The organism is Pirellulaceae bacterium (assembly GCA_029243025.1).
In the GTDB taxonomy this organism is placed as follows: domain Bacteria; phylum Planctomycetota; class Planctomycetia; order Pirellulales; family Pirellulaceae.
The window spans coordinates 180,044-195,412 of record JAQWSU010000018.1; the positions used below are offsets into that span (position 1 = coordinate 180,044).

12 protein-coding genes are annotated in these 15,369 nt (G+C 53.7%); 7 read left to right on the top strand and 5 right to left on the bottom strand.

Features of this window, described 5'->3' with window-relative positions; all coding sequences use genetic code 11:
• Both P8N76_08320 and eutB read left to right on the top strand, forming a co-directional pair.
• Entirely contained in the window at positions 1 to 1,473 is a 1,473-nt protein-coding gene (locus tag P8N76_08320; protein MDG2381665.1) for an ethanolamine ammonia-lyase reactivating factor EutA, read from the top strand.
• 31 nt (positions 1,474 to 1,504) lie between these two features.
• Complete coding sequence (gene eutB / locus P8N76_08325; protein ID MDG2381666.1) at positions 1,505 to 3,688, top strand: ethanolamine ammonia-lyase subunit EutB; 2,184 nt, start codon at positions 1,505 to 1,507, stop codon at positions 3,686 to 3,688.
• 37 nt (positions 3,689 to 3,725) lie between these two features.
• Here eutB and P8N76_08330 read toward each other — a convergent pair whose 3' ends face one another.
• On the bottom strand, positions 3,726 to 5,714 hold the full coding sequence (locus P8N76_08330; protein ID MDG2381667.1) for a sigma-54-dependent Fis family transcriptional regulator: 1,989 nt from the start codon (positions 5,712 to 5,714) through the stop codon (positions 3,726 to 3,728).
• 250 nt (positions 5,715 to 5,964) lie between these two features.
• Between P8N76_08330 and P8N76_08335 the strand changes: the two genes are divergently transcribed.
• From P8N76_08335 to P8N76_08345, 3 genes are all read left to right on the top strand, one after another.
• Entirely contained in the window at positions 5,965 to 6,786 is an 822-nt protein-coding gene (locus tag P8N76_08335) for an enoyl-ACP reductase (protein MDG2381668.1), read from the top strand.
• 104 nt (positions 6,787 to 6,890) lie between these two features.
• The gene (locus P8N76_08340; GenBank protein ID MDG2381669.1) at positions 6,891 to 7,310 is read left to right on the top strand and encodes a (deoxy)nucleoside triphosphate pyrophosphohydrolase; all 420 of its coding nucleotides are present in this window, start codon (positions 6,891 to 6,893) and stop codon (positions 7,308 to 7,310) included.
• Between the two features lie 389 nt (positions 7,311 to 7,699).
• Entirely contained in the window at positions 7,700 to 8,791 is a 1,092-nt protein-coding gene (locus tag P8N76_08345; protein MDG2381670.1) for a hypothetical protein, read from the top strand.
• A 71-nt stretch (positions 8,792 to 8,862) separates the two neighbouring features.
• Here the strand turns inward: P8N76_08345 and P8N76_08350 are convergent, their stop codons facing one another.
• The 4 genes from P8N76_08350 to P8N76_08365 form a co-directional block, all read right to left on the bottom strand.
• Positions 8,863 to 9,903, bottom strand: a complete 1,041-nt coding sequence (locus P8N76_08350; GenBank protein MDG2381671.1) for a phosphatidate cytidylyltransferase — start codon at positions 9,901 to 9,903, stop codon at positions 8,863 to 8,865.
• 6 nt (positions 9,904 to 9,909) lie between these two features.
• Entirely contained in the window at positions 9,910 to 10,515 is a 606-nt protein-coding gene (locus P8N76_08355; protein ID MDG2381672.1) for a lysophospholipid acyltransferase family protein, read from the bottom strand.
• A 243-nt stretch (positions 10,516 to 10,758) separates the two neighbouring features.
• Positions 10,759 to 12,051: a glycosyltransferase gene (locus P8N76_08360; protein MDG2381673.1), complete on the bottom strand. Its 1,293-nt coding sequence runs from the start codon at positions 12,049 to 12,051 to the stop codon at positions 10,759 to 10,761.
• 174 nt (positions 12,052 to 12,225) lie between these two features.
• Positions 12,226 to 13,122, bottom strand: coding sequence for a polysaccharide deacetylase family protein (locus P8N76_08365; protein ID MDG2381674.1), 897 nt, complete (start codon positions 13,120 to 13,122; stop codon positions 12,226 to 12,228).
• A 454-nt stretch (positions 13,123 to 13,576) separates the two neighbouring features.
• Here P8N76_08365 and P8N76_08370 point away from each other — a divergent pair, with 454 nt between their 5' ends.
• Complete coding sequence (locus tag P8N76_08370; protein ID MDG2381675.1) at positions 13,577 to 14,509, top strand: site-specific DNA-methyltransferase; 933 nt, start codon at positions 13,577 to 13,579, stop codon at positions 14,507 to 14,509.
• Positions 14,510 to 14,535: 26 nt separating this feature from the next.
• The gene (locus tag P8N76_08375) at positions 14,536 to 15,351 is read left to right on the top strand and encodes a sugar phosphate isomerase/epimerase (protein MDG2381676.1); all 816 of its coding nucleotides are present in this window, start codon (positions 14,536 to 14,538) and stop codon (positions 15,349 to 15,351) included.
• Positions 15,352 to 15,369 lie beyond the last annotated feature (18 nt).

Consider the following 15,369-nt stretch of genomic DNA (forward strand, 5'->3'; position numbering starts at 1 on the left):
ATGGCCCTCTATCCGCCCCCCACGACTTGCAGCAACGACAACCAAGTCTTCCTGCTCGGTCTCGACTTTGGGACGACCACCAGCAGTGCCATTGTTGCGCGTGCCAATGTATCCAGTCACGGCGTGACGGGACGGATGCATTTTGGAAACCCGCAGATTATCTTTCGGTCGGACCCCGTGTTCACGCCGTTCGTCCAGGATCGCATTGATGAACAGCAGCTCCAAGCACAGCTCGATGCTTGGCTAGACGCGAGTGGCATTCTGGCAAAACAGGTGTTCGCCGGCGCCTGCATGATCACCGGTTTGGCGGCAAAAACAACGAATGCGAACCAACTCGCCCGCCTAATTCAAAGACAGATCGGCGAGTCGTTGACCGCGACGGCCGGTGATCCGTCTCTCGAATCCTGGCTAGCCTTTATGGGCAACTGCTCGACGCTCAGCCGTCACCATTCCGACCTGACGATCATTAATCTGGATATTGGCGGGGGCACCACGAATCCGGCCATTGGCATCAATGGCGAGGTACTCGGCACGGCAAGCTACTTTATCGGCGCACGCCACTTCGAATTCATTCCAGGCACGTATCGGCTACGTCAGGTATCCCAGCACGGCGGGCAACTTCTTCGCCATCTTGGATTCGATGTTTCTCTTGGAGAACAGCTTGATGAGCAGCAAGTGAATCGAATTCTCGACTTCTACGTCACCGGCTTAGAAGCGATTGCCACCGGTTGCCAGGAATCCCTAAACTCTCCGGACGGTCGTCTAGTCGAACAAGTCCCATGGAATTTGCCCCCTGTCAGCGAGGATTGTGCCGTCACTTTTTCCGGTGGAGTCGGTGAGTTGATTTACCGGCACCGTGCGGGTGAATCGCTGCCGGAAACAACTCACTTCGGCGATCTAGGAATCGATCTCGCGAAACGAATCGTTGCTTCCTCGCGATTGTCTCGCAACCTTTCGTCACTCATCCCAGAGAATCTCGGACGGGCCACCGTATTTGGCTTAACGCTGCACAGCACCGAGTTGTCCGGCACAACTCTCTATCTGCCTGATCCAACGACACTTCCGTTGCGAGACCTTCCCGTGATCGCCTGCCTACGTATGGATGCTACGGCGGACGATATCAACCGTGTTTTGTCACTGGCAGTGAAAAACGCCCAAGGCGCCTGCATTCAGTTAGTCAATAATGATTTAAGATCACCAAAGCTTGCAGAAAACGGCTTGTCCAGGCTAAAACAAATGGGTGAACGGCTGGCAAAGGGCATGCTGAAACAAGATTTCCAACCCGCGCAGCCGCTCGTCATTCTGACACCCGACAATCAGGGACATGCAATCGGAAATTATGCCACCCAATGGCGAAAGTTACCGATCAACCTCATCGTGATCGACGAGGTCCCCACACGGGACGCCCAATTCGTCAACATTGGCCGAGCCCGACAAAACGTGATCCCAATCAGCTTTTATGGTCTGCGTTGAAACATTCCTTCCCATCCAGAAATCGAACCTCATGACGCAACGAAGCAACCTGCAGGAGATTCACGTACCGGTCCCGGCTACGGATGAGATTTACACCATCGTCCTGCTCGACCGCGATTACACTTTTCATGGTCTCAAACAGTTGCTGGGGGCCGCTGACGTTAGTAAAGCAGGAGATCGTTCAACAGGCCTCTGTGCTGAGAATGAGATCGCTCGCCAAGCCGCTCGCTCAATCCTCTCGTCGCTAACCCTGCAACACCTCTACGATCGACCGCTTGTTGACGACGAAGGTCGAACCGACTCGATCATGCGAGTCAATTACGATCTTAATTTGAAGACGTTTCAAGATATTGCCTCCAAGTCGCTGGGCCAATTGAAAGATCATTTATTAAACAGCTCGCCTGAAGAAATCAAACGTGTCGGTCGCGGCCTGACGGGAGTGATGGTCGCCGCCATCGTCAAGCTGCTAGATGTTCATGAAATGATCTATCTCAGCAAACAGATCAGACAACCGACGAAGGCTCGAACTCAAATTGGTCTGTCGGGCACTTTATCATCCCGTCTCCAGCCCAATCATCCTACCGACGATCTGAATGGCATCACGCTGCTGACGTATGTTGGTCTGAGCATGGGATCAGGCGACTGCCTACTGGGCCTGAATCCGTCCGTTGACACGGTAGACAACATCGACGCGCTATTGCGGCATCTCGACAAACTGCGTCGCGATACGGAAGCACCTACTCAAATTTGTGTCTTGTCGCATTTGAAGACACAGCTTGCCTGCTTGGAGCGAGGCGCACCGGTGGAAATCATTTTCCAAAGCTTAGCGGGTACCGATCGAACGCTGGTAGAGGAATTCGACGTCACGGTGGAATTGCTCGATCAAGCCCGAGAGGCCATGGCTCAACAGGGACCGCTACGAGATAGGGCCGAACAATTCATGTATTTCGAGACGGGCCAAGGATCCGAGTTTTCTTATGGCAAACACAACGGCATTGACATGACAACCTGTGAAGCGTTGTGTTACGGGCTCGCCCGTAGATACGACCCTTTCATGGTCAACAACGTCACCGGTTTCATCGGACCAGAAACCCATCTGGATAATTTCGAGATGATGATCTCAAACCTGCAAGATCATTGCATGGGAAAACTACTCGGCCTACCGATGGGGATGGCACCTTGCTACACGCTGCATTCTCGCATCACCAACGAGGGCCAGCAAATGGCAACTCAACTTCTAACGGCAGCAGGCTCCAACTATTTTATGGATGTTTATCTGGGCACCGACCGAATGCTGGCCTATTTTGACACGAGCGGTCACGATGACCAAACATTGCGCGAAGTGCACGATCTCCAACCGACCGACGAATTTCTGCAATGGGGTCTTCGCAAGGGCGTGTTCAAACAAGATCATCAAGGCAAGGTGACGCGGGGTACCAACTGGGGCAATCCCCGCATCTTCTGCGACTCGGATGCAGAGTTCCAACGGTTGCGAGAATCCGTCTCGGCGACCTATGGATTCGACAATGCGGGCCCCCGTCCGGCAAATCAGGTATCGCTTGAAGCACGAGCCAATCAGGCAGTTGCCCGTGAGGCCACCTACGCCGAGCTTCGAACCGACATCCTGAATGGCTGCGCCTATCGAGTCTTCGCAACAGCGGCCCCAAACAAGGTCGCACACCTGAACGACCCGTCACTTGGCGCACGACTCGAAGATACTTTGCGATCCAAGCTCACCCCAGAAGACAAAGATGTTCAGATAGTCGTCTCCGACGGTCTCAGCGCAGAGGCCATCCACGCCAATCTCCCTGATTTATTGGAAGTCGTTTTGGACGGATTACGTGCCCATCAGCTGAGTTTGGGTGAGCCGATCATTGCACCTTATGGTCGAGTGAAGCTTGCTGAATCGATCGGCAACGCATTGGAGCCACAGTTGGTGATTAACCTCATCGGAGAAAGGCCTGGCGGCGATGCCTTGGCGTCTCGCAGTATGTCGGCCTACCTGGCCTATCGACTTGCCGATGCCAAGATTCAAAAAGAGGCGGCTGAATACAGTGGAAATAGTGAGATTCAATATGAATTCACGCTCATCTCCAACATCTATTCGGCGGGACTTCCACCCATCGAGGCCGGCTCGCTCATCGTTGAAAAAGCGATTGAGATTCTGCAACACCAGGCAGCCGGCAATCGCTTAGAAAATCGTCTGCAACGTTAATTTACTCATGATGGCGCGGGCAGCAATCGGATCGACCTTACGATTCGTCATCCTCGTCCGTCGACATATCAAGTTGTCGCATCTTGCGGTAGAGATTAGATCGATGCAAACCAAGCCGCCGAGCGGCGTCACTCATGTTTCCACCGGTCGATTCAATATGCTTGCTAATATAGTCAGCTTGAAATTGCTTGGTTGCATCAGCAAGTGAAAGCTCAAGCGAAATGGGAGCTATCTCGCCTGTTCGTCCGGGTGAGATAATGAAAGCCAAATCCTCGACATCAATCCGATCTCCTTGTGTCAAGAAGGCCAAACGTTCCATCAAGTTGCGAAGTTCTCGCACGTTTCCCGGCCAAGCATGTTGTCGAAGTCGTTTGATTGCGGCATCCGTCAGAACAGGCGGTTGACGTCCGGCTCGCACGCAAAAATCTTGCAGAAAAAAGTCGGCCAGCAACACAATGTCATCGACCCGTTCTCGCAGCGGCGGCATTTGAACCGTGACAACGTTAAGTCGGAAAAACAAATCTTCTCGAAATCGGCGATCGCGAACCATCTCTCCCAAGTTTTGATTTGTGGCAGCCACCACACGCGTATCGGTTGGAATAGGAATTGAGCCCCCCACACGCACAACGACCTTTTCCTCCAACACTCGCAACAACTTTGCTTGTCCGCTAAGACTCAAGTCACCAATTTCATCCAGAAAGAGGGTGCCGCCTGAAGCCAACTCGAACTTACCCGCGCGCGGCTCGTGAGCGTCGGTAAAGGCTCCTTTCTCGTGACCAAACAGCTCGCTCTCCAATAAGGTTTCGGTCAGCGCGGCACAATTGACCGCGATGAAGGGCTCGTCGCGCCGCTTGCTCAAGTAATGCACCATCTGGCTGACGACTTCTTTTCCTGTACCATTTTCACCCAGAATCAACAGTGCCAAATCGGTGGCAGCGACACGTTGCACCGAATCTCGCAACTTCTGCACCGCCGGCGTCTCACCAATCAATTGAACGGAGTCGGCTGCTTGTTGAGCAATCTGCTTGCGACTTTCTAGCAACTGCTCGATATGTTGGCTGTTCTCCAAGGCAATCGCCGCATGCCCCGCAAGCTCAACCAATCCCGACTCGTCCTCCGGTGAAAAGTTGCCATCCTGCTTGTTGATCATTTCAAAGGCGCCGAGGATTTTGCCCTTGCGCCCTCGAAGCGGAACACACAGCAAGGTGCGGGTTTCAAAACCCAACTGCTGATCGACTTCACGATTGATGGCATTTCGAGTGTCATCTTGATCGACTCGACGTACCTCACCTGTTTGCACAACCTGCCCAACGATTCCCTCGTCATCGGGAATACGCAATTCACCATCATCAACACCCAAAGCAGGTCGCCCGACAAGCAGCTGTTGCGGTCGATCCCAAATAAAAATGCTGGCTCGTTCCGCCCCGAGAAGCCGCGTCGACGTTTCAGCCATCTGGCAGAGCAACGGTTCGGTTTCGAGATTTTGATTCCATTGGCCCGCGATTTCTAAAATGGCTTCCAAACGCTGTAAACGCCGTTGATTGCGATGTCGGGTCAGCAGCCGTTTTACGGAAGTTCCGATCGTGGCAGCCAGCATGTCAAAGCGCAACCGCGTAGCATCGGGAGTCTCGGCTTGAAATTGGGCCACCAATAATTCGCCCGTTGAGGGACGAACCTGAAGCGGGGCAGCCAACCAGGGAGCCTGCAGCCTGACTTCTTCAGAATCGAGTGCGTCGCCCAATAAAATCGTCGGCAAAGAGCCGGTCAGGCCACCCGTCTCCCTTAAAGTTTGCCAATGTCCCTGTTGGGCATCAACGACCGCCACGTAGCTCGCCGAAAGATGCTCTGCGACGCGTGGCAGCGCATAATCTAGAAATCCGTCTAGGTCCACGTACTGAGCCTGTTCAACGAGAATCTCGAGTGCGAAGGGGTAATCTTCCGGGAACGACTGAATTCGCCGAATTTCGTTGCTCAGCTCCATGCTGCTGCCGAATGTCCTGGGTTGATTCGAGAGGGCGACTCGCATTCGCGAGAAACCGCCATCATAGGCGATCCGGGCGCTGCCGACAAAGGATCCTGACGTCTCAACCCATAACTCGCTGGTAGGGCAATAGACAGGGAGTCCCAGACCGATATCCTCTTACTTGGCGTTCGCACTTACAATGAGGGCCTCGGCGAGATCACGAAGTCCACTCGACGAAGCACCGACGACCGGAAACCGCCCCGCGTTAGCGACCTGTAACCGGTCCAAACACACGACAAGGGAGATGAAAGTTATGGGATTGTTCGACGGCAAAAAAGGCTTGATTCTGGGTGTGGCCAATGACCACTCAATCGCCTGGGCAATCGCTCAACAAATTATGGAACAAGGCGGTGAGTGTGGATTTACCCACCTGCCCGATCGACCTGACGACGAACGCAAACGTAATCAAAGACGAGTCAAACTGCTGACAGACAAAAACGAGCAAGCAAAATTCCTGGTGCCGCTCGACGTTCAAAATGATGAAAACATCCGTGAAGTCATGGGAGTTGCCGCCGAACACTTTGGAAAAATCGACTTTTTATTGCACTCCATTGCGTTTGCCGATCGTGACGACTTGAATCGAGATACGGTCGAAACAAGCCGTGAGGGCTTCAAGATGGCGATGGACATCAGCGCCTACAGCCTGATTGCCGTCTGCAATGCTGCACGGGAAATCATGAGTGATAACGGAGCCATCGCGGCAATGACCTACTTCGGTGGTGAGAAAGCCGTACCGGGATACAACGTAATGGGAATCTGCAAAGCCGCGCTCGACGCCAGCGTTCGCTACCTGGCTTTCGATCTGGGGCCTCGAAACATTCGCGTCAATGCATTGAGCGCCGGCCCCGTTCGCACACTGGCCGGTCGTGCGGCTGGCGTCGACGAGATGCTTTCTCTCTACTCTCATATGGCGCCTCTGGGCCGGAACATCACCCACGAGGAAGTTGGAAAAGCCGGCTGCTACCTGCTGTCCTCCATGTCCGGCGGCATCACGGGCGAAATCCTACACGTCGACGGCGGATACAATATCATGGGATCCCCCGGCCGGTTACTCGATCAACTGCAAGAAAACTAATCCTCCCAGTGCGCCGTAACCGGGCACACTGCAAACCGGGCACACTGCAAACCGGGCACAGCAGATTTTGGCGACGGCCCAGCGACGACAAAGATAACCTGCCGATGCATCAACCAACACCAATCGCTGTGGCAGTCGTTGAACACCAAGATCATTTCTTGATCGGCTTGCGCCCCGCCGATGTTGCCTTGGCCGGCTACTGGGAATTCCCGGGCGGAAAGATACACGCCGACGAATCCCCCGAACAGGCAGCGATTCGTGAATGTCGAGAGGAAACGGAGATCAACGTCAAGATCATCGCACGCTACCCAACGGCAAACCACCAATACCCTCACGCTGCCGTGCAACTTCATTTCTTTCGCTGCTCTCCTCTCCCGGTCGAGAACAGCTCCGCAGGGCCACCGTCTCCGTTAGCACCCTTCCGCTGGGTCGCGAGACAAGAGCTGTCCAGTTATCAGTTCCCCGCCGCCAACAGCGAACTACTGAAGCGTTTAAGCCAGTCAGCATCGGGTCATTCTCACTGAGGCGATCGGACGCGTTTTCCCGTGTGCCGGCAACGGTGGCATTGCCTGCGTTTGCGAATCGACCGCCGAACTGGCTCCACGATATTTCGTCAAAATTCCAGGTTGAGTTTGCGGTATTTGCGGTAAAAGCGCTCTAGGTGACAGTGAACGAATCGTCTACTCTTCGCTCGCAAAGTTTTGACTTGAAAGATTTACAAGAGTCGCTAGTCAAACGGTCCGGAAGGCAAGGCTAAATCACTTAGTAAACGTCCAGATGCTACCTGCGAGATAAGCACCGCAAAAAACACCCATAAAACGACACGGTGTTTGCTGAGAATCTCGTCTACTCGTCGTGCCACCGCAAGGATGCGGAAACCGAGGCAAACATCACCATGGAGGGATCCAAGAGCATGGATGCTCGCTGTCTTCTCTTACTGATCGCGATTCTCCCCGCAATGGGAGCTAGTGCTCGCACTCGCAATTTTGTCGTCACCGCGCCAACTCAAGCGCTGGCGAACGAAATTGCTCAAGCCGCAGAGACATTCCGTCGCGACCTCGCCTTGGAGTGGCTGGAGACCGAATTACCCGCTTGGCGTCAGCCCTGTCCGTTGGTTGCGAAAGTCAATCCGCAACTGGGTGCAGGTGGGCGAACCAGCTTCATGTTCGAACAACGGGTCCCCTTTGGCTGGGACATGGAAGTCCAAGGATCGCGCGAAAGAATTCTCGATTCCGTGCTTCCGCATGAAGTCACCCATACAGTTTTTGCAACACACTTTGGCCGACCGTTACCTCGCTGGGCGGACGAAGGTGCCTGCACGACAGTGGAACACCATCAAGAAAGACGAAAGCAGGAAATGTGGTTAATCCGCTTTTTGAAGTCGGAGCGAGGCATTCCGTTTAACCACATGTTTGCAATGACGGAATATCCGGGAGATATCATGCCGCTGTATTCCCAGGGCTACTCGGTCGCTCGCTATTTGATCGCCCAAGGTGGAAAACCTAAATTCGTCAAGTTTGTGGGGCGAGGGATGGACACCGGAAACTGGGTTTCGTCAGTCAAGGAGTTCTATGGTTTCAAATCACTGGGTGAACTGCAAGTCACCTGGGTCGAGTGGGTCAAGCAAGGCAGCCCGCGCACCATTCCGGTCGCGGACACACCGGTAACGCTGGCCTCAAATCAGAATTCGATTCCCCCAGTGGGCGAGCCCCAATTGAATCAACCAACACCCATCGCCCAAGCACCTCGACCGTTAATTGATAAACGCTCAGAGAATCTTTTGGCTCGCAACGAATCCCGCACCTTACCCGCGGCGTCGAGGGGAAGTTGGTACGCTCGAAAACCACAAGAAGAGCCTGTCAATTCAGGCAGGCGGGATTCGATGAAGGCGTCCCCACGAGCGGACCAACCAACGCGAGCCCATGCGCCAGCCTCCTCGCCGGCGAAGAATCGATTGGCACCGATCTATCATGATCCGCGGCCCGGTGGCCAACGCTGGCGTTGAGCTCCCAACAGGCAGGCAACTCGGCCGTTTTCTAGCATGAACGGCTGCTGAAAATCATTTCGCAGCTTTCTTCATTGACCGATGTCGGTAAACCAAAATCGCGTCAAGTGAAAGAAAACGGGAGCTGCGAAGCATAACGAATCAATTCGATCCAGGATACCGGCATGCCCTTCGACCAGCGTGCCATAATCTTTCACGCCTCGATCGCGTTTGATGGCCGACATCGTCATCCCGCCGGCAAATCCCATCACGGCAGTAATCATTGCCATGAACGCCGATTCCCAGGGATTGAATGGCGTCACAAAGTAGAGCACCGCCCCAATCAGCGTGGTCGTCAACGTGCCGCCGAAGAATCCTTCCCAAGTTCGGCTTGAATTAATCGCGGGTGCGATCGGTCGTTTGCCAAGATAACGGCTCCAAACGTACTGCATTGCGTCGCCGATCTGGACAATCAGAATCAAATAGAGCAGCACACCGGCACGACTGCCCTGCCAAATTTCGACGCTATCCAGCGATCCATTCGTCGGACGATAATCGAGATAGAGTAAGGCGGGCGCGTAACTCAGCGCGTAGACACAAATCAGAATGCCGGCTTGAATCTTAGCAGCCCGTTCCAAGAACCGTTTGTAGTCGCCTGCCAAAGCAATACGTGCGGGAATGAATAGATAAACATAGACTGGAATCACAATACTATAGAGACCATAAAACTCGTTTCCTCGAGCCACCAAGATGTACTGCAACGGCGCAAACAGAAAGAAAATCCAGAACAGCGTACGATGATCACCCATCCGTGTTGGTGTCAGCGTGATAAACTCACGCAAAGCCCAGAATGAGATCAAGAAAAACAACACGACGGTCGCGGTGGGACCCAGCAAAATTGCGGCCGTAAGGATGACAAACATCAGCCACCAGGCGCGCACACGAGAGTTGAATGCCTGCACAATCGCCGGATTGACGGTTGCATCGGGCTGTCGACGAATGATCAGGCCAATTAGATAGGTCGCCCCCAGCACGACAAGCACAACCGCCAATAGAATGGCCGTTGGTTTCTGGATCCAGGGCTCGCCAGCCCAGGCCAAAAGACTCGTCAATGTCGGTTGAATCGTCTGCATTCCGTCTTAGATTTCCTTCAACCGTCGCACAGCGCTTTGAGCTCGTTGCAAAAAGTCGATTTTCGATTCACCTTTCTCCAACCAAATCGGCGGACCGAAGGTGATACAGCTTAACAGGGGCACGGGCAAAAACTCACCACGTGGCAAAACTCGATTCATGTTGTCGATGTGCACCGGAACCAATTCAAGATCCGGTCGTTTCTTGCTGAGATAATAAAGCCCACTTTTAAATTCGCCTAGCTCTCCCGAGGTATTGCGACCGCCCTCCGGAAAAACGATCAGTGAATACTCGTCTCCAGCTTCCCGTATCATCAAATCAACCGGACTGCGATGAACCTTAATTTCTTTACGGTCGATCAAAAGGGCGTTGAACGAGCGGGCCAAATAACGGCGCACGATGCTCTTTTCCCAATAGTCCTTGGCCGCCACCGGTCGGGTTACGCGTCGCACGTTCGAGGGTAGTGAAGCCCAAACCACCAACACATCGAGATGACTTGTATGGTTCGCAAAATAAACGCGTTGACAAGTGTCGGGATGACTGTCCACCCAGCGCGCACTCGCGCCACTCAACAGCTTCGCAACCCATGACAAAACTTCGACCGTCACTCGCATGGCAATACCGCGAAAAGCCCCGAGAACCTAGTTGCACTCACACGGCACCGTTGCCAGTCCACGCCCTCCATCCTATATCGTATCGATTCCCAAAGTTTGTTCCTACTCCCCGATCACGGTTCTTGCATCCCAGAATCAGTCCAAATCGTCCGAAACGCAATCGTTCAGACCGCTGTCCGCCACTCTTTCGGTCATCCCAATCCACAAGGGCAACGCAACCGCCACCAGACGAACCCACTCACATCAGGGTGTTGCGGCACAGATTCCGAAAGAATTAAGCCGGCTTTCCTGCTGCCGGGGAGGCCCTCCGGATTGCTTCCGATGATAGACCTCCAAAATTAGATGCTGATAGGCTCGCACCATCCGATCCACCGAATGATGTGCGATGATTTCCTGGCGTCCTAAAGCGCCGACGCGATGGGCTAACGCTCCGTCTTGGATCAACTCAACAGCAAAATCGGCCAGTTGCCCAACGTCGCCCGGCGGGGCCAAAAATCCCGTAACTCCATTTTTCACCCATGCGGAACTGCGATCAAGCGGCGCGGCGACAACAGGAATTTGGATCGAAAGGGCTGCCAAGATTTCAACGGAATCCCCTGCCCGATCTGAGCTCCAAAGAAACACATTGAGGGATGAAAGGAGATGAGCAATGTCTGCCCGATCCCCCAAAAAATGGACCCGTTCCGCCAGTTGCAGTCGCGCCGAAAACACCTTCAGACGTTCAGCCTCTGGACCATCGCCCACGACGAGAAAATGAGTTGTGGGAATTTCATCGAGAATCCGTCTCGCGACCTCCAGAAAGAGTCGATGTTTTTTTTCTGGTCGCAACGGGGCGACCATTCCACAAACGGCTGATTCAAGAGGTATGCCAAGCTGTTGACGAACGGCAAACGGCGCTTTCGGATCGAAGACAAACTTCTGCGGATCAATCCCCAAAGGAATGACCCGAATCTTTTCCTTTGCGAAGTGCTTTCGTTCCCGCAGGAAGTTGCTTTGAGCCGCCGAAGTCACGACAACCACGTCTGTCCAAGCTGCCAGCAAACGATTCACGACAGTCGACCTATCCGCCAGATCCAGCACGGATAAGACCACAGGAACACCTGACAACTTGGCAGCCAAGTAGGCCCAAAACATGCTGTCACCCGTACCAACCGTCATGACAACATCCACACGATTACGCATCTGCCGCACCAAACGCGGCAAGACGCGAAGATCACAGGGGTAAGAGGACAGACCACCATTCACCTGAAATCGATCCGCTATTTGTTCTCCCCATGCCCCCGGTTCCCTCAAACAACAAAGCTGTGGAATGAAACGCATGATGTCCATCCGTTGCATCAGACTGGAGACCAAATGTGTCGCCATCCCTTCGGGCCAATCAGTCAACAGACACATCACACGTAACGGTTCATCTCCAGCAACACCCGAGGCTTCCTGAGATTGAAATGGACTCGATCGACGCCTGCTTACCTGATCAACCAAAGCGTGATTTTCTAACGGCCCATCATGATCGATTGTCACCTTGTCTTTCCGCATCGCAAATTCCCCTCGACAGCTTTTTTTCGGGTTTGCGTTGATCTGTCATTGTGAGAAACAGAAATCCAGCAAGGGACTGGCCATTATTCGGACAAAGCGATTTCCGAGACGTTACTTTCTCGTCTGCTGTGGCCAGCAGTGCTGATCGGCGCGCCCCGTGTGAGGCAGAGAGGTTCAGCGAGCCATCGGGTTCTCCGAGATCGTCGTACCGGATACCTCGGTAAACGGAATCCGGCCCACAAAGTTTTCGGTCGGCAGCGGTTCGACAACCCCAACCGGTCGCGGATCAACCGTCATCCGCTTGCGGAATCGAATCATATCTTTGTCAGCCTGAATCCGCTGCAAGTGGAACTCATCATCCCCTGGAAAATTGCAACCGCCATAAGCCGAGACAACGCCCGCATATCCGGCCTCGCGAGCCACGCGAAAAGCCGTTGCGGTCAGATTGTCCAGATGCCCGTATGGAAATGCGAAATAGTTGATTCGTTGTTCAACCAGCTCCTCTAATTCGCGGCCCGCGGTCACGATCTCATCAATCAAGACTGCCGGATCCTTGATCTTTCGTAGATCAACGTGAGTTCGGGAGTGGGCGCCGATCTCGATCCCATCAGCTGCCATCTTTTTAAGCTGCTGCACCGAATTCGGCTCAAGCGGAAACCCTCTTCGAACATCGTGCGGGAAGGCCAAACAAAAGAGCACAAAGTCTAAAGCAACAAAGTAAGTGCATGGAATCTTGCGTTCGACCAGCAGCGGAATTGCGTAGTGGCAATTATCTGAATAGCCATCGTCAAAGGTAATGCAAACAGCCGGTCGATCGTTCCTACCCACACGAATTCGATACTGGGCTTCGTGTAAGGAAATCAGATCGCAACGCTCCTGCAACCAATCAAGCTGCCGTTCGAAAAGTGAAGGCGATACGGTTCGCTCGTCCGGAAAGCTATTGGCCACTCGATGATAAGACAATACACAGATCGGAGCCAAATCTTGCTCGCAGACGTGCCGATTGGCCGACTCGCGCCACGGTAATGTTTGGTAGTAACTCGCCGCATCGGCAAATCGTTTCCAATCCATAACAGAAATCCAACCACGATTAAGTCGATGATCTAGCTATTGAAAAGTGTAGCCTGAAGTTACCGCTGAAGCTCCCATTAATCCGTTGCTCCAATCGACCAACACGAATCTCTCGCACGGTCCACTCGCGTTAACCGTCAAGATCGATTGCGGGAAGATCCCAGCCCGTTGCTGGCCGTTTTTCATGAAGTGACTGAAACTCCTGCCAGCAGCCAACCGTCCAATCATCAGGACACAAACCCTCGGACGGGTCACGCAAACGGGGCTCTTCGCCCTGGCAAGTGGCAACCCAACCCCGACCCGCACCTGCCCTCGCCAACTGACAGAAAGCCGCTCGTCAACCGTCGAAAAGGAGCATCAGGAGACGACGACAAGCACCACATCTGCTACATTGAGCGACTCGCGCCACCCGGCAAACGACTTGCCCAAGGGCCCCCCAGGAGCTGACGTGCCCGTGCCCCGCTTAAACGCCATCTACAATCGCGATTGCATCAAAGGCTTAAGAGAAATCGACGACCAGTCCGTCCATCTGGCTTTTGCCGATCCGCCATTCAATATTGGTTACGATTACGACAAATATGACGATCGTCGCCAAAGCCAGGATTACCTGCAGTGGTGCGAGCAGTGGTTATCAGAAATCCATCGGGTACTCAACGAAAACGGCACTTTTTGGTTGGCAATCGGCGACGAATATGCGGCTGAGCTCAAGGTGATGATGCAGCAACAACTGGGCTTCCGTTGTCGTAGCTGGGTCATCTGGTACTACACGTTTGGAGTCAACTGCAAGAACAAGTTTAGTCGATCGCACGCGCACTTGTTCCATATGGTCAAAGACCCACAGGATTTCACTTTCAACGCCGACACGGTCCGCGTGCCTTCGGCGCGACAACTCGTGTATGGCGATCGACGTGCCAATCCGGCCGGACGACTTCCCGACGACACCTGGATTTTGCGGCCACAAGATCTCCCGGAAGGCTTCACACCGGACCAGGATACTTGGTATTTCCCCCGCGTTGCGGGCACTTTCAAGGAACGTGCCGGGTGGCATGGCTGCCAAATGCCCGAACAGCTGCTTGGCCGCATCATCCGCAGTTGCTCGAATCCGGGTGAATTGGTCATCGACCCCTTCGGGGGCAGCGGAACCACCCTGGCGGTTGCCAAGAAACTCGATCGGCAGTACCTCGGCTTTGAATTGTCGAAGGACTACGCCAAGAACATTCGCCAACGCTTATCTCGAATCCAAGTAGGCGACGCCCTCGACGGCGCCGCCGAACCCTCGGTCAGTGCTCCAAGTACGGCTGATGGTCGACGGCTTGACGCAAAGCCCAAGAAGTCGCGACAGGCCAGCGACAAAACGAATGATCAGCCGTCTTTACCCGGACTGTAATGCACTAGTTTGTGAGGTCAACCAAAGTGAAATTTGCCATCTGCAACGAGACGTTCCAAGACTGGCCTTTGGAAAAGTCATTTGAGTACGCGCGCAAAGTGGGTTACAGCGGCATCGAATTTGCGCCGTTCACGCTAGGCCAAAACGCGACCGAGGTTTCCGAATCACAACGAGCTGAAATCCGTCAATTACTCGACAAGCACCAGCTAGAATCAATAGGTCTCCATTGGCTGTTAGCCCAAACAGAAGGCTATTATCTGACCTCGCCAGAAACCGATATCCGGCAGCGAACAAGCCATTACTTCTGCGAACTGGCCCGACTCTGCCATGACTTAAATGGCAAGATAATGGTGCTTGGTTCACCCCAACAAAGGAATCTGCTACCCAATGTCACGCACGAAGCTGCGATGGAGTACGCGGCAGAGGTGATTCAAGCTGCGCTGCCCGCATTCATTGATCACGACGTGACGTTAGCACTCGAACCACTCGGACCCGCGGAAGGCGATTTCCTTTTAACCGCTGCCAGCGCTATTGAATTGGCAAACATGATCGACTCGCCCAACGTTCGTCTACATCTGGACGTCAAAGCCATGTCAACGGAAGCAAAACCGATCCCCGAAATCATTCGAGACAGTCAGAGCTACCTGGCCCATTTTCATGCCAACGATCCCAACAAGCGAGGACCGGGCATGGGAGATGTCGACTTCGTGCCGATCTTCCAAGCCTTGCAGGACGTGAAATATGACGGCTGGGTGTCGGTCGAGGTCTTTGATTACGAACCGGGCATCGAATCGTTAACCAACGACAGCATGCAGTACATGCAACGATGCCTGCCGCAATGAGATTAAACGGCTCAACTC

What these genes read in the sequence shown, in the direction of transcription:
- P8N76_08345 (MDG2381670.1), top strand. Translation starts at nt 7,700, where the DNA reads ATGGATGCTCGCTGTCTTCTCTTACTGATCGCGATTCTCCCCGCAATG.
- P8N76_08365 (MDG2381674.1), bottom strand. Translation starts at nt 13,122, where the DNA reads ATGGATTGGAAACGATTTGCCGATGCGGCGAGTTACTACCAAACATTA.
- P8N76_08360 (MDG2381673.1), bottom strand. Translation starts at nt 12,051, where the DNA reads ATGCGGAAAGACAAGGTGACAATCGATCATGATGGGCCGTTAGAAAAT.
- P8N76_08350 (MDG2381671.1), bottom strand. Translation starts at nt 9,903, where the DNA reads ATGCAGACGATTCAACCGACATTGACGAGTCTTTTGGCCTGGGCTGGC.
- P8N76_08355 (MDG2381672.1), bottom strand. Translation starts at nt 10,515, where the DNA reads ATGCGAGTGACGGTCGAAGTTTTGTCATGGGTTGCGAAGCTGTTGAGT.
- eutB (MDG2381666.1), top strand. Translation starts at nt 1,505, where the DNA reads ATGACGCAACGAAGCAACCTGCAGGAGATTCACGTACCGGTCCCGGCT.
- P8N76_08340 (MDG2381669.1), top strand. Translation starts at nt 6,891, where the DNA reads ATGCATCAACCAACACCAATCGCTGTGGCAGTCGTTGAACACCAAGAT.
- P8N76_08335 (MDG2381668.1), top strand. Translation starts at nt 5,965, where the DNA reads ATGGGATTGTTCGACGGCAAAAAAGGCTTGATTCTGGGTGTGGCCAAT.
- P8N76_08320 (MDG2381665.1), top strand. Translation starts at nt 1, where the DNA reads ATGGCCCTCTATCCGCCCCCCACGACTTGCAGCAACGACAACCAAGTC.
- P8N76_08330 (MDG2381667.1), bottom strand. Translation starts at nt 5,714, where the DNA reads ATGCGAGTCGCCCTCTCGAATCAACCCAGGACATTCGGCAGCAGCATG.